We start from the raw sequence: 14,489 nt of genomic DNA, 5'->3' as shown, positions 1-14,489 counted from the left end.
AAGTTCGTCCGATCCCGGTCATAGGTATTGGCGAGTGACGCAAAGGGGTCTAGCTTCCAAGGCGCTGTTGCTGTGACCGAGGAGGTGCCCATGCACTTACGAGGGTTGAGCGCGAGAAGCGGAGGAAGTGCGAGGAGACGGATCTGGGCGGCCACCGTGACCGCGGGGGTCGTCACCGCCGGTCTGATGTCCGGACCGGCCGCGGGGGCACTGCCTGCCCCCGACTCGACCGTGACAACGATGTCCGTCAAGTCGCCGCCGGGTGGCGGGGACGTACGGGTGCTGGTCTTCTACGGGAGCGCGGCGGGCGGGGACGAGTCGCCGGTCGTCAGCGCCGGGATCGCGGCGATCGAGAGCATCGGGCTGTCCGGTCCGGCGAACCAGCGGTTCGAGACGGAGGCCACCGACGACGCGCGGGTCTTCACCGACGAGAAGGCACTCGGCGGTTACAACGCGATCGTCTTCCTGACCGGTGGCGGCGATGTCCTCGACCCCGAGCAGGAAGCGGGCCTGGAGGCCTACATGGAGGCGGGCGGCGGCTTCGTCGGCATCCATGACGCGGCCCGCGCCGAGCCGTACTCCGACTGGTTCACGGGGCTCGTCGGCGCCCGCCCGGCTGCCTCCAGTCCAACGGCCGTCCAGCGGGCCACTGTTGAGGTGGGCGACCGGCAGCATCCGGCGACCAAGGACCTGCCGGTGCAGTGGAAGCGCCCCGACCAGTGGTTCAACTGGACCAAGAACCCGTCGGGCGACGTGCACACCGTGGCCCGGGTCCGCGAGTCGACCTACCAGCCCGGTGCCGGCGCCAACGGCTGGGACCATCCGGTGAGCTGGTGCCGGGACTACGACGGCGGCCGGTCCTTCTACACCGGCATGGGCGGCACGGTCTCCTCGTACGACGAGACGGACTTCCGGGCCCATCTGCGCGGCGCGCTGCTGTGGACCTCGCGTCTCGTCCAGGCCGACTGCAAGGCGACGATCAACGCCAACTACAAGGCGGAGCGCCTCACCCAGCCCAACCAGCCGGGGCAGAACGACCAGATCGGCGAACCGCACGGCCTGGTCACCGCACCCGACGGACGGGTCCTGTACATCGGCCGGGGCGGCGCCGACTCCTCCCAGCCCGTGATCACCGACTGGAACAACCCCGACATCGGCAAGGGCAAGGGCGAGATCCACGTCTACGACCCGAAGACCAGGAAGGTCACCCTGGCGGGCGCGCTGACCGTGTTCGGCAACAAGGGCGGCGGCGACGAGCTGGTCAAGGTCGAGGAGGGGCTGCTCGGGATCGAGCTGGACCCGCGCTTCGAGGAGAACGGCTGGGTGTACCTGCACTACACCCCGCACTCCCGTCTCAACCGGGACACCCAGATGGCCGAGCGGCGGGTCTCCCGCTTCACCCTCGACCTCGCGACGAACAAGCTGGACCTGAACAGCGAGAAGGTCCTGCTCAAGTGGCCGGTCCAGGTGCACAGTTGCTGCCACGCGGGCGGCGGGATGGCCTGGGACTCGAAGGGCAACCTGTACATCGCCACCGGGGACAACAACTCCAGCGGCTTCAGCGGCGGTTACTCCGGCAACAACCCGCAGCCGAACTACAAGGGCGTCTCCTTCGCGGACGCGCGCCGCACCGCGGGCAACACCAACAACCTCAACGGCAAGATCCTCCGTATCCACCCGGAGGCGGACGGGACGTACACCCTGCCCGAGGGGAACCTCTTCACCGGCAAGGAGACCGCCGAGGGCGGCGGCAAGACCCGCGGCGAGATCTACGTCATGGGCGTCAGGAACCCGGCCCGGATCTCCGTCGACAAGAAGACCGACGTCCTGTACGCCGGATGGGTCGGCCCGGACGCCGGCTCGCCCTCCACGACCTGGGGTCCGGCCAAGTACGACACCTTCGCCGTCATCACCAAGGCGAGCAACCGGGGCTGGCCGTACTGCATGGGCAACAAGCAGCCCTACCGGGACCGCAACCTGCCCAACCCCGACCAGCCGCTGGGCTGGTACGACTGCGACCACCCGAAGAACGAGTCGCCCAACAACGACGGCCTGGTCAACCTGCCGCCGGTCACCGGCAACAACATCTGGTACTCGCCGCAGGGCGGTGCTCCGGACTACCCGCGCGACGCGAACGGCATCCCGTCCTACAAGCAGGAGGAGGCCAAGTACCTGCTGCCGTGGCTCAAGGGCGGCGGCCAGGCGGCGATGAACGGGCCGGTCTACCGCTACGACACCGCCGCGGCCGGGAGCACCGTCAAGTGGCCCTCCTACTGGGACGGCAAGTGGTTCGTCGGTGACTTCTACGACGCCGACCAGCCGCGCAACGCGGTCATCACGGATCCGAAGAACCACGGCGAGGGCGGGCTGCCCGTCCACTCCGAGTCCCTCAAGAAGATCGTGCCGGTCGGCAACGACGGCATCAAGAACCTCATGGACTGGAAGTTCGGCCCGGACGGCGCGCTGTACGTCCTCGACTACGGACGAGGGTTCTTCACCTCGGACGCCAAGTCGGCGCTGTGGCGGGTCACTTACCAGGGCGGCGGACCGACCCCGGCCGCCGGACAGCTCGCGAGAGGAGGGCAGTGATGCACCCCCGGAGAGCTCTGACCGTCCTGTTGGCCGCCCTGCTGATGATGCTCGGCCTCCAGTCGACGTCCGCAGCACGGCCCGACCCGGTCGCGGCGGCGGCCCAGACACTCACCTGGTCCGCCGGCGACGACATCACCAAGTACACCTCGGCCCCGGCGACCGCGGTCGCGGGCTCGGCCACGATCGTCTTCGAGAACAGCGCGGCCACCGGCAACACCACCGGGATGCCGCACACGCTGACCTTCGTGACCAGCGACCCCGAGTTCAACGACGACGTCCAGCTCAACATCCTCGCCAACCCCAACGACGACATGGGCGGCCGCCACACCGCCGAGGTCACCCTCACCCCGGGCCGCTACTTCTACCACTGCACGATCCCGGGCCACGGCCAGATGCAGGGCATCCTCGTGGTGACCGAGGGCAGCGGCGAGGACACCACCGCGCCTTCGGCCACGGCCCAGGTGAGCGGCACGCAGAACGCGCAGGGCCAGTACGTCGGTTCGGCGAGCGTGGCGGTCACGGCGACCGACGAGGCCGGCGGCTCCGGCGTCGACCGGATCGAGTACGCGATCGGGGACACGGGCGCCTGGCAGCCGTACACCGCCCAGGTCGTCGTCGACCAGGTCGGCGACCACAAGGTCCGCTACCGGGCCGTCGACAAGGCGGGCAACGTCTCCGCCGAGAAGAGCGTCACCTTCACGGTCGTCCCGCCGCCCTCCGACGACACCGCCCCGCCGGACACCTCGGCGACGGTCAGCGGCGAGCAGAACCCGGACGGCACCTACGTCGACATGGCCACGGTGACCGTGTCCGCGTCCGACACCGGGTCCGGGGTCAACACCATCGAGTACGCCGTGAACGACGGGAGTTGGCAGCCGTACACCATGCCCGTGATGGTGCACCAGGTCGGCTCCCACACCGTGCGCTACCGGGCGACCGACAAGGCGGGCAACGTGGCCGCCGAGAAGAGCGTCCGGTTCACGGTGGTCGCGGCGGCACCGCAGGACACCGTCCCGCCGGTGACCGGCGTGACCGTGGACGGCACGCGGAACTCCGACGGGGCCTACGTGGGCAACGCCCGGGTGACCGTGAGCGCCACGGACGAGGGTGGCTCGGGTGTCGCCGGGGTCGAGTACTCGATCGACGCCGGGCCCTACCTCGCGTACGGCGCTCCCGTGGTCGTCGACCGGGCGGGCACACACACCCTGGCGTACCGGGCGACCGACAAGGCGGGGAACACCTCGGCGGCACGCACGGTGACCTTCACGGTGGTCTCGAGCCAGGTTCCGGCGCCCCACTGCGCGGAGCTCGACGAGCGGTTGACGGTGATCGTCGGCACGGTCGACTCCGGGGTGCCGAACCGGATCACCAACAGCCGTTGCCGTATCAACGAGTTGATCGAGGACGAGAAGGAGTGGACGTCCCACGCGCTGTTCCTCAAGCACGTGAAGACGGTCCTCGACAAGCTCTACAAGGAGGGGGTCGTCGACGAGCGCGAGTACGACGCGATCGACGCGGCGGCCCGCGAGTCCGGGATCGGCAGGCCGGGGCAGACCGAGGGCTACCGCACGATCCTCGACGGCAGCGCGGCCTCCTTCGCCAAGTGGCAGCAGGTGGGCGGCGGTTCGTTCGCCCTCAACGGCGACGGGACGATCACGTCCGGCACCACGCGGGACGGTCTCGGCATGCTCTGGTTCCCGGAGCGCAAGTACGGCGACTTCTCGCTCAAGCTCCAGTGGCGGGACGACGCCCCGGGCACCGGCAACGCCAACTCCGGTGTGTTCGTGCGGTTCCCGTGGGTCCACGACCACCCGGAGGAGCCCCGGCCGGAGTGGGCGGCCATCAAGTACGGCCACGAGGTGCAGGTGTTCGACTCGCCGTCCGGCGACATGTACAAGACCGGGTCGGTCTACGGCTTCGACCGCGTGGGGCTCGCCGGTGCGGGCGTCACCCAGAAGGGCACGTGGAACGACTACGAGATCCGGGTGGTCGACCAGCACTACTCGGTCTACCGCAACGGCGTGCTGATCAACGAGTTCGACAACATCGGCGGCCAGGACTTCTATCCCGCCCGCTCGGACGACCCGGGCACGGACGGACGGCGGTTCTCCTCCGGCTACGTCGGGCTCCAGGTGCACAGCACGACGGACGTGGTCTCGTACCGGGACGTCAGGATCAAGGAGCTGTAGTACCTGGTTTCCTGGCACGGCTCGGCTGTACCCGCTTGGGCTCCCCCGGCATCTTCGGATACTCGGGCGGGTACGGCAGATCGCCGAGGCCGTGGTCGTGCTCGTCACGGCGGGCCAGTTCCAGGAGGGGCTCCAGCGAGAAGGCGTGATCGTCCATGTCCGCGTGCACGTCGCCGAGTTCGGCGAAGCGCGCGGGCATGGTCGCGATGTCGAAGTCCTGCGGGTGCGCCTCGCCGACCTCCTCCCAGCGCAGGGGTGCGGAGACGGGGGCGTGCGGTCGGGGCCGTACCGAGTAGGCGGAGGCGATGGTGCGGTCGCGGGCCGTCTGGTTGTAGTCGATGAAGATGCGCTCGCCCCGCTCCTCCTTCCACCACTTGATGGTCACGTGCTCCGGCATCCGGCGCTCCATCTCGCGCCCGACCGCGATCGCGGCCCGCCGCACCTGGGTGAAGGTCCAGCGCGGTTCGATGGGCACGAAGACGTGCAGTCCGCGTCCGCCGGAGGTCTTGGGCCAGCCGCGCAGACCGCCGAACTCCGCCAGGACCGACCGCAGTTCGTGGGCCGCGCGCACGGCGTCGTCGTAGTCCGTGCCGGGCTGTGGGTCGAGGTCGATGCGCAGTTCGTCGGGGTGGTCGACGTCGTCGCGGCGGACCGGCCAGGGGTGGAAGGTGAGCGTGCCGAACTGGGCGGCCCACAGCACGGCGGCCTCCTCGGTGGGACACATCTCGTCGGCGCTGCGGCCGCTGGGGAAGGTGATGTGGGCGGTCGGGATCCAGTCGGGCATGTTCTTGGGCGCCCGTTTCTGGAAGAAGTTCTCGCCGGTCACGCCGTCCGGGTAGCGCTCCAGGGTGGTGGGGCGGTCGCGCAGCGCGCGCAGGATGCCGGGGGCGACGGCCTGGTAGTAGCGGGCGAGGTCCAGCTTGGTGAAGCCGCGCTCCGGGAAGAAGATCTTGTCCGGGCTGGACAGCCGTACGGTCCGGCCGCCCGCTTCCAGTTCCACCGCGTCACCCATGCGAGCCACGGTAAGCGAGCCCGGCATATCAGGCATTTCGGGGCATGCGCGTGCAGAATCGGACCATGGATCTGCCGGTGATGCCCCCTGTGAAGCCCATGCTCGCCAAGTCGGTGGCGAAGATCCCGCCGGGCATGCACTACGAGGCGAAGTGGGACGGGTTCCGGGCCGTCGTGTTCCGGGACGGGCCGGAGGTCGAGCTGGGCAGCCGAACCGGCAAGACGCTGACCAGGTACTTCCCCGAGCTGGTGGAGGCGTTGCGGGAGCGGTTGCCGGAGCGCTGTGTGATGGACGGGGAGATCGTCATCGCGCGGGAGGGGCACCTCGACTTCGACGCGCTGAGCGAACGGATCCATCCGGCGGACTCACGGGTGCGCACCCTGGCGGAGCGGACGCCGGCCTCTTTCGTCGCCTTCGACCTGCTGGCCCTGGAGGACGAATCCCTGCTGAACGTCCCGCTGACCGACCGCCGGCACCTGCTCACGACGGCACTGTCCGGCACGACACCGCCCGTGCACGTGGCGCCGGCGACCACGGACATCGACGTGGCCCGGCAGTGGTTCGAGGAGTACGAGGGCGCGGGCCTGGACGGGGTCGTCGCCAAGCCGCTCACCCTGCGCTACCTCCCTGACGAGCGTGCCATGTTCAAGATCAAGCACGAGCGCACGGCGGACGTGGTGGTCGCGGGCTACCGGCTGCACAAGAGCGGTCCGGTCGTCGGCTCCCTGCTGCTCGGCCTCCACGACGACCGGGGCGCGCTCCAGCACGTCGGCGTGTCCGCGGCCTTCCCCATGAAGCGGCGCGCCGAACTGATCGAGGAGTTGGAGCCGCTGCGGATGGCGGACGTCTCCGGGCATCCGTGGGCCGCCTGGGCCGAGGAGGCCGCCCACGAGAGCGCCCGGCTGCCCGGGGCGCCGAGCCGCTGGTCGGGCAAGAAGGACCTGTCCTGGGTCCCGCTCCGGCCGGAACGGGTGGCGGAGGTGGCGTACGACCACATGGAGAACGGCGTACGGTTCCGCCACACCGCCCGCTTCCGCCGCTGGCGCCCCGACCGCACGCCGGAGAGCTGCACATACGCCCAACTGGAGGAGCCGGTGCGCTACGACCTGGACGAAATCCTGGGCTGAGCGGCGAGGCAGGGCCGGGCCGGCGGGGTCGACCGGGTCACAGCGTCACCGACGGAGGCACCCGGACCGTCCCAGCCGGCCCTCCGCGGCCGGGACCGCGTCAGTCGAGCGGGCGCGACGTGAGCCACCAGCGAAGCCCGCGGGGTCTGGAGCCCATCCGGCGAACCCGCGCGGTCGGAGGCGCACCAGCGGAGCCCGCGGGGGCCTGAAGTACCCAGCGGGGCCCGCGAAGGTCCGGACGGCACCCAAGCGGAGGCGCGCGGTTCGCAGCCACGCCAGTGCGAATCCGCACGCTCGAAACCAACGAGCCGGGCTCCCGCGAGCGGGTCCACGTGCAACCGAGCCCGCGCAGCCGGCGCCGCACCGCCCAGCCATACGGTCCGCACCGCACCAGCAGGGCCGATGCGCTCAAGTCCACGGCAACCGAGTCAGCGCGGCCCCAACGGCACCCGCCGGGCCCGCCCAGGCCACCACCGCACCAGCCGAACCCCAGCGGTCGTAAGCCACCGGCCGGGCTCGCGCGACCGGCACCGCATCGATCGAGCCCGCGCAGCCGGCGCCGCACCGCCCAGCCATACGGTCCGCACCGCACCAGCAGGGCCGATGCGCTCAAGTCCACGGCAACCGAGTCAGCACGGTCCCAACGGCACCCGCCGGGCCCGCCCAGGCCACCACCGCACCAGCCGAACCCCAGCGGTCGTAAGCCACCGGCCGGGCTCGCGCGACCGGGACCGCATGGATAGAGCCCGCGCGGCCGGCGCCTTACCAGCCCAGCCCCCAAGGTCCAAACCCCCACCAGCCGGACCCTTTGCGGTCGGCACCGCGTCAGCCGAGCCGACGCGGCGGGAGCGGCACAAGCCGAGGCGCCGGGGTCGTAGCCCCACCGGCCGGGCCCCTGAAAGCCACAGGACCACACCAGCCGCGCCCGCGCGGGCGAAGCCGACGAGGCGATCCCTCGCGGCCAGGGCCGTATCCGACGGGCCCGCGCGACGGGCGCGGCACCAGCCCAGCCCGTACGGCCGGGGCCGCACCAGCCGAACCGCGGCCAGGACCCCCACCAGCCACACCCGCACGGTCGGAGCCGCCCCGGCCAGGCCGCGCACGGTCGGAGCCGGCCAGCCCGCGCATTCCGAGCCGCGCCGAGGCCAGTCCGTCGGCGTCAGGGCCGCATCAGTACCTTGACCGCGCCCTCCTGCTTCTTCTGGAACATCTCGTACGCGTGCGGGGCGTCCGACAGCGGTACGTGGTGGGTTGCGAAGTCGTCGACGCCGAGCGGGTCCTCGTCGGTCAGGTACGGGATGATCTCGTCGCTCCAGCGGCGTACGTTGGCCTGGCCCATCCGGAGCTGGATCTGCTTGTCGAACATGGTGAGCATGGGCAGCGGGTCGGCCATGCCGCCGTAGACGCCGCTCAAAGAGATGGTGCCGCCGCGGCGGACCAGCTCGATCGCGGTGTGCAGGGCGGCGAGCCGGTCGATGCTGAAGCGCTCGGCGAACGGCCCGCTGAGCTTCCTGGGCAGCAGGGCCGAGGCGTTCTGCGCGAGGCGGGCGGCCGCACTGCCGTGCGCCTCGGTGCCGACGGCGTCGATCACGGCGTCCGGGCCGCGCCCGTCGGTCTCGTCGCGGATCGCCTGGACCAGCTCCTTCTCGCTGTCGAAGCTCCTGAGGTCGTACGTCTCCACGCCACGCGTGCGTGCCCGGCGCAGCCGTTCGGTCACGAGGTCCACGCCGAAGACGCGCCCGGCGCCGCGCACCTGGGCGACCCGGCAGGCCATGTCGCCGATGGGCCCGAGTCCGAGCACGGCGACGCTGCCGCCCTCGGGGACGTCCGCGTAGGCGACGGCCTGCCAGGCGGTGGGCAGCACGTCGGAGAGGTACACGAAGCGGTCGTCAGACGGGCCCTCGGGGACCTTGATGGGCCCGAACTGCGCCTGCGGGACGCGCAGGTACTCGGCCTGGCCGCCCGGTACGGCGCCGTACAGACGGGTATAGCCGAACAGTGCGGCGCCCATGCCCTCGCTGGTCACCTGGGTGGTCTCGCACTGGGTCGGCAGGCCGGTCATGCACATCCAGCAGTTGCCGCAGGCGATCTGGAAGGGCACGACGACCCGGTCGCCGACCGCGAGGTCCGGCACCGCGGCGCCGACCTCCTCGACGATGCCCATGGGTTCATGGCCGAGGATGTCGCCCGGTGTCATGAACGGAGTGAGTACCTCGTAGAGGTGCAGGTCGGAGCCGCACAGTCCGGTCGAGGTGATCCGGATGACGGCGTCCGTCGGTTCCTGGATCTTCGGATCGGGCACTTCCTCCACCCGTACGTCCCGCTTGCCCTGCCAGGTCACTGCCTTCATCGCCCGGCACTCCCTCCGTCAGGTCATGTGTCGGTCCTCGGACAGGCGCCCCGGGTACCCGGGCGGGCTCCCGCCCAACCGCGATCCAGGGCCGATCGGCGTAGTCGACGCGACTAATCAGAAACAGACGGGTATGGCCACCAATGAACTTATAAGCGCACAATCAAAGACACGAGACGGGCGGGCACGGTGGGCATGGTGGGTACGGAGCACAGGGCGCGCACGAGACGCGCGCGTACGGCGGCGGCACTGCTGACCGCCACGGGCCTCTTCGCCGCGGGCTGCACGGGACACGGCACCCCGGTACCGGCCGACGACGGACGCGGACACATCCGCACGGCACCACCGGACACCTCCGAACCGAGCGGCAAGGCCCACCGTCCCTCCGTGCTCGCCGTGAAGATCGACAACGTGCGCGCGGCGCGCCCGCAGACCGGCCTCGACTCCGCGGACGTCGTCTACGCCGAGCAGGTCGAGGGCGGGCTCAGCCGCCTCATGGCGGTCTACGCGACGAAGCTGCCGAAGGCCGTCGGCCCCGTGCGCAGCGCCCGGGAGTCGGACCTGGAGCTGCTGCGGCAGTTCGAGGACCCGACGCTCGCCTTCTCCGGCGCCCAGGGCAAACTGATGCCCCTGATCAACCGGGCGCCCCTGACCGCCCGTACCCCCGAGCAGGCCTCCGGCGCCTACTTCCGCGGCACCGACAAGGCCATCCCGCACAACCTCTACCTGCGCCCGAAGCGCCTGGTGCCCACCACCCCGGGCGCGGCCGCGCTGACGACCGGCTTCCGCTACGGCCCCGCGCCGGCCGGCGGCACCCCGGACACCTCGGAGACGGTCCGCTACCCCGCCGCCCGCTTCGGCTTCACGTGGTCGCAGAGCCGCAAGCGCTGGCTCGTCTCGATGGACGGCGCGCCGGACGTGACGGCCGACGGCAAGCGGCTGGCCCCGGCCACCGTCGTCGTGCAGTACGTGAAGGTGCGCAAGTCCGCCTTCCACGACTTCCTCGGCAACAACTCGCCGTACACGGTGACGGTGGGCTCGGGCAGGGCGAAGGTGCTGCGCGACGGACGCGCCTTCGACGTGCACTGGAAGCGGCGGCGAAGGCCGCCGAGGGCACGGAGTTCACCACCGCGGACGGCTCCCCGGTGAACTTCGCCGAGGGCCAGGTGTGGGTGGTCTTCGCGAAGGCCTCCTGATCAGCGCTGGGGGACGAGGGGTTCCGCGGGATTGCGGAGCCCCTCCGCCGCGTCCGCGACCCGGCGGATCAGCTCGAAGAAGCGGTGCTGTTCGTCCTCGGAGAGCGGGGCCAGGAACACCTGGTTCATCCGGGCGGTGCGCACGGTCAGCTTGCGGTGGGTGCGTACCCCGTCGTCGGTCAGCCGCAGCAGGAAGCGGCGGCCGTCCTGGGGGTCGCGGACCTTGTCGAGCAGTCCGCGCCGGCCGAGCCGGCTGATGACCTCGGCGATGGTGGACCGGTCGAGTCCCACCCGCTCCCCCACCGTGCGCTGGTCGAGCCCCGGCTCGGCGACGAGCGCGTTCAGGACCGCGAACTGGGGCGAGGTGATCTCCTCGGAGACCATGGTGTTCCACAGCAGGTAGTGCGCCTGCTGGAGCCGCCGGGCGAGGTGCCCGGGGTGGGTGGTGAGGTCCACCGCGGCCATGTGCGCTCCCGAGTCAGGTTGGCTGATGTGATGTGGTCGGTGCAGTTTTGATCGGTGCACTGAAGAGTAGTGAGCCTTGACGCCAGGCTGCCACAGTGGCAGCTTAAGAGAAACCTCGCTGAAATACTCAGTGCACTGAGCAATGGGAGAGATGGGGCTACGCGGATGGACAAGGTGGTCGCCACGGCCCGGGAGGCGGTGGCCGATGTGCCTCGGGGCGCGTCGCTCGCGGTGGGCGGTTTCGGGCTGAGCGGTGTGCCGAACGTGCTCATCCAGGCCCTGTACGAGCAGGGAACCGACGGGTTGTCGGTGGTCTCCAACAACTGCGGGGCGATGGAGTCCGGCCTCGCGGTCCTGCTCGCCGCCGGGCGGATCGCCCGGGTGACCGGCTCCTACATCGGCGCCAACAAGGAGTTCGCCCGCCAGTACCTGGCCGGTGAGCTGGAGGTCGAGATGATCCCGCAGGGCACGCTCGCCGAGCGGCTGCGGGCGGGTGGCGCCGGCATCCCCGCCTTCTTCACCCCGGCCGGCGTGGGCACCCAGGTCGCCGACGGCGGGCTGCCCTGGCGCTACGACGGAAAGGGCGGCGTCGCCCTTGCCTCCCCGCCGAAGGAGGTGCGGGAGTTCGACGGCACCGAGTACGTCCTGGAGCACGGCATCCGCACCGACTTCGCCCTGGTCCGGGCGGCGAAGGGCGACCGGCACGGCAACCTGGTCTTCAACAAGTCCACCCGGAACTTCAACCCCCTCGCGGCGATGGCCGGCAAGGTCACGATCGCCGAGGTGGAGGAGCTGGTGGAACCCGGCGAGATCGACCCGGACGCGGTGCACCTGCCAGGGATCTTCGTGCAGCGGGTCCTCGCGCTGACGCCGGAGCAGGCGAGGGACAAGCGGATCGAGCAGCGGACGGTGAGCAGCTGATGGCCTGGAGTCGCCAGGAGATGGCCGCGCGGGCGGCCCGGGAGCTCGAGGACGGGCAGTACGTCAACCTCGGCATCGGTCTGCCGACGCTGATCCCGAACTACCTCCCCGAGGACGTCGAGGTGATCCTCGAGTCCGAGAACGGCATCCTGGGCACCGGCCCCTACCCCACCGAGGACCAGGTCGACACCGATCTGATCAACGCCGGCAAGGAGACCGTCACCGTGCTGCCGGGGGCCTCCTTCTTCGACTCGGCGCTGTCCTTCGGGATGATCCGGGGCGGGCACATCGACGTGGCCGTACTGGGTGCCATGCAGGTGTCCGAGACCGGCGACCTGGCCAACTGGGCCATCCCCGGCAAGCTGATCACCGGGATCGGCGGGGCGATGGACCTGGTCCACGGCGCCCGCACGGTCATCGTGGTGATGACCCACACCGCCAAGGACGGCAGCCCGAAGATCCTCACGGAATGCACGCTGCCGCTGACCGGCAAGGCGTGCGTGAACCGGATCATCACCGACCTCGGCGTCCTGGACGTCACGCAGGACGGTCTCGTACTGGTCGAGACGGCACCCGGGGTGGGCGTCGAGGAGATCGTCGCCAAGACCGACGCCAAACTGACCGTCGCGGAGGACCTGCGGTGAAGAACGTCTACCTCGTCGACGCGGTCCGCACGCCGTTCGGCCGTTACAACGGCTCACTCGCCCCGGTCCGCCCGGACGACCTGGGCGCCCACGCGATCCGTGCACTCCTCGCCGGTACACCCGACCTGGACCCGTCCCGGATCGAGGACGTCTACTTCGGCAACGCCAACGGCGCGGGCGAGGAGAACCGCAACGTGGGCCGGATGGCCGCGCTGCTGGCCGGCCTGCCCACCTCCGTGCCCGGTGTGACCGTCAACCGGCTGTGCGCCTCGGGTCTGGAGGCCGTGATCCAGGCGGCCCGCGCGATCGCCGTCGGGGACGCCTCCGTGGTCGTCGCCGGTGGGGTGGAGTCGATGACCCGGGCGCCGTACGTGCTGCCCAAGTCCGACAAGCCCTTCCCGGCCGGGCACGCCGAGCTGTACTCGACCACGCTGGGCTGGCGCATGGTCAACCCGCGGATGGAGCCGCAGTGGACGATTCCGCTGGGCGAGTCGGCCGAACTGATCGCGGACAAGCACAAGATCAGCCGCGAGCAGCAGGACGAGTTCGCGCTGGCCTCGCACCAGAAGGCGGCCGCGGCCCGGGCGGCGGGGCTGTTCGACGCCGAGCTCGCGCCGGTGCCGGTCCCGCAGCGCAAGGGCGAGCCGGTCGCCTTCGGCGCCGACGAGTGCGTACGGCCGGACGCGTCGCTCGCGGCCATGGCGAAGCTCAAGCCGTCGTTCCGCGAGGACGGCGGGACGGTCACCGCGGGCAACGCCTCTCCGCTCAACGACGGTGCAGTCGCACTGCTGCTCGTCGACGACGAGGGCCTCGCCGCGACCGGTCGCGAGCCGCTGGCCCGGATCTCCGCGACCGGCGTCAACGCGCTGGACCCGCACTACTTCGGGCTCGCTCCCGTCGAGGCCGTCAACCGGGCACTCGCCAAGGCGGGCAAGGGTTTTGACGATCTGTCCGTGCTGGAGCTGAACGAGGCCTTCGCCGCCCAGGTGCTCGGATGCGTCGCCGAGTGGCCCGAGTTCGACCCGGCGATCCTCAACCCGCAGGGCGGGGCGATCGCCCTGGGCCACCCGCTGGGTGCCTCCGGCGCGCGGCTGGCCGGCACGGTCGCCCATCAACTCGCCCGCCGGGGCGGCGGAGTCGGTGTCGCCACCCTGTGCATCGGCGTCGGCCAGGGTCTCGCTCTCGTCCTCGAACGTTAACGGAACGCAGGAATCCCCATGACTCTCACCCAGCAGGACATCGACCGGGAAATCGCCGCCGAGCACGCCGCCTACGAGAAGCGGCTCGCCGACGGCGCCCCCGTCGAGCACCAGCCGCGCCGCGACTACGCCCCCTACCGCTCCTCGGTGCTGCGGCACCCGAAGCAGCCCCCGATCGGCATCGACGTCTCGAAGGACCCGGAGCTGGTGGAGCTGCACTCGCCCGCCTTCGGGGAACGGGACATCACCGAGATCGACAACGACCTGACCCGGCAGCACCACGGCGAGCCGATCGGTGAGCGGATCACCGTCGAGGGACGCCTCCTGGACCGCAACGGCCGTCCGCTGCGCGGTCAGCTGGTCGAGATCTGGCAGGCGAACTCGGCCGGCCGCTACGCCCACCAGCGCGAGCAGCACGACGCCCCGCTGGACCCGAACTTCACGGGCGTCGGGCGCACGCTGACCGACGACAGCGGCTGCTACCGCTTCACCACCATCCAGCCGGGCCCCTATCCCTGGCGCCAGCACCTCAACGCCTGGCGGCCGGCCCACATCCACTTCTCGATCTTCGGCACGGCGTTCACCCAGCGGCTCGTGACGCAGATGTACTTCCCGAGCGACCCGCTGTTCCCCTACGACCCGATCATCCAGTCGGTCACGGACGACGCGGCCCGCCAGCGGCTCGTCGCCACCTACGACCACAGCCTGTCCGTACCGGAGTTCTCGATGGGCTACCACTGGGACATCGTGCTCGACGGACCGCAGGCCACCTGGATCGAAGAAGGACGCTGACC

General features: G+C 70.7%; 10 protein-coding genes and 1 pseudogene. 8 read left to right on the top strand and 3 right to left on the bottom strand.

All coding sequences use genetic code 11. The features are described 5' to 3' along the window. Positions 1-90: 90 nt before the first annotated feature. Both M2163_RS38830 and M2163_RS38825 read left to right on the top strand, forming a co-directional pair. Positions 91-2,589 (top strand): ThuA domain-containing protein, encoded by a 2,499-nt coding sequence (locus M2163_RS38830; protein ID WP_280896329.1) that lies wholly within the window; start codon positions 91-93, stop codon positions 2,587-2,589. Next, complete coding sequence (locus M2163_RS38825; RefSeq protein ID WP_280896328.1) at positions 2,589-4,781, top strand: family 16 glycoside hydrolase; 2,193 nt, start codon at positions 2,589-2,591, stop codon at positions 4,779-4,781. Before M2163_RS38830 ends, M2163_RS38825 begins: the two co-directional genes overlap by 1 nt. Here M2163_RS38825 and ligD read toward each other — a convergent pair. After that, positions 4,768-5,793, bottom strand: coding sequence for a non-homologous end-joining DNA ligase (ligD, locus tag M2163_RS38820; protein ID WP_280896327.1), 1,026 nt, complete (start codon positions 5,791-5,793; stop codon positions 4,768-4,770). The two genes, M2163_RS38825 and ligD, sit on opposite strands and share 14 nt — an antisense overlap. 65 nt (positions 5,794-5,858) lie before the next feature. On the opposite strand from ligD, the gene M2163_RS38815 reads away from it, so the two are divergent. Beyond that, a complete protein-coding gene (locus tag M2163_RS38815) occupies positions 5,859-6,920 on the top strand; it encodes an ATP-dependent DNA ligase (RefSeq protein WP_280848233.1) in 1,062 nt (353 codons plus the stop codon). 1,159 nt (positions 6,921-8,079) lie between these two features. Here the strand turns inward: M2163_RS38815 and M2163_RS38810 are convergent. Then, a complete protein-coding gene (locus tag M2163_RS38810; RefSeq protein WP_280848235.1) occupies positions 8,080-9,270 on the bottom strand; it encodes a zinc-dependent alcohol dehydrogenase in 1,191 nt (396 codons plus the stop codon). Positions 9,271-9,465: 195 nt separating this feature from the next. Here M2163_RS38810 and M2163_RS38805 point away from each other — a divergent pair. Next, a pseudogene (locus M2163_RS38805) lies at positions 9,466-10,466 on the top strand (DUF3048 domain-containing protein). Here the strand turns inward: M2163_RS38805 and M2163_RS38800 are convergent. After that, positions 10,467-10,931, bottom strand: a complete 465-nt coding sequence (locus tag M2163_RS38800; protein WP_280896326.1) for a MarR family transcriptional regulator — start codon at positions 10,929-10,931, stop codon at positions 10,467-10,469. Positions 10,932-11,096: 165 nt separating this feature from the next. Here M2163_RS38800 and M2163_RS38795 point away from each other — a divergent pair, with 165 nt between their 5' ends. Genes M2163_RS38795 through pcaH form a run of 4 tightly spaced genes read left to right on the top strand, consistent with a single transcriptional unit; the run spans position 11,097 to position 14,487 of the window. Next, positions 11,097-11,852 (top strand): CoA transferase subunit A, encoded by a 756-nt coding sequence (locus M2163_RS38795; protein WP_280848238.1) that lies wholly within the window; start codon positions 11,097-11,099, stop codon positions 11,850-11,852. Beyond that, positions 11,852-12,496, top strand: a complete 645-nt coding sequence (locus M2163_RS38790; protein ID WP_280896325.1) for a CoA transferase subunit B — start codon at positions 11,852-11,854, stop codon at positions 12,494-12,496. Before M2163_RS38795 ends, M2163_RS38790 begins: the two co-directional genes overlap by 1 nt. Continuing rightward, entirely contained in the window at positions 12,493-13,695 is a 1,203-nt protein-coding gene (locus M2163_RS38785) for a thiolase family protein (protein WP_280896324.1), read from the top strand. Before M2163_RS38790 ends, M2163_RS38785 begins: the two co-directional genes overlap by 4 nt. Positions 13,696-13,713: 18 nt before the next feature. Further along, entirely contained in the window at positions 13,714-14,487 is a 774-nt protein-coding gene (pcaH, locus tag M2163_RS38780) for a protocatechuate 3,4-dioxygenase subunit beta (RefSeq protein ID WP_280848241.1), read from the top strand. Positions 14,488-14,489: the final 2 nt, after the last annotated feature.

Source organism: Streptomyces sp. SAI-135 (assembly GCF_029893805.1).
GTDB lineage: Bacteria > Actinomycetota > Actinomycetes > Streptomycetales > Streptomycetaceae > Streptomyces.
This window is presented reverse-complemented; position numbering and strand designations above follow the sequence as displayed.

Excerpts from the sequence above, each read along its gene's own strand:
- M2163_RS38830 (WP_280896329.1), top strand. The coding sequence starts at position 91 with ATGCACTTACGAGGGTTGAGCGCGAGAAGCGGAGGAAGTGCGAGGAGA.
- M2163_RS38825 (WP_280896328.1), top strand. The coding sequence starts at position 2,589 with ATGCACCCCCGGAGAGCTCTGACCGTCCTGTTGGCCGCCCTGCTGATG.
- ligD (WP_280896327.1), bottom strand. The coding sequence starts at position 5,793 with ATGGGTGACGCGGTGGAACTGGAAGCGGGCGGCCGGACCGTACGGCTG.
- M2163_RS38815 (WP_280848233.1), top strand. The coding sequence starts at position 5,859 with ATGGATCTGCCGGTGATGCCCCCTGTGAAGCCCATGCTCGCCAAGTCG.
- M2163_RS38810 (WP_280848235.1), bottom strand. The coding sequence starts at position 9,270 with ATGAAGGCAGTGACCTGGCAGGGCAAGCGGGACGTACGGGTGGAGGAA.
- M2163_RS38800 (WP_280896326.1), bottom strand. The coding sequence starts at position 10,931 with ATGGCCGCGGTGGACCTCACCACCCACCCCGGGCACCTCGCCCGGCGG.
- M2163_RS38795 (WP_280848238.1), top strand. The coding sequence starts at position 11,097 with ATGGACAAGGTGGTCGCCACGGCCCGGGAGGCGGTGGCCGATGTGCCT.
- M2163_RS38790 (WP_280896325.1), top strand. The coding sequence starts at position 11,852 with ATGGCCTGGAGTCGCCAGGAGATGGCCGCGCGGGCGGCCCGGGAGCTC.
- pcaH (WP_280848241.1), top strand. The coding sequence starts at position 13,714 with ATGACTCTCACCCAGCAGGACATCGACCGGGAAATCGCCGCCGAGCAC.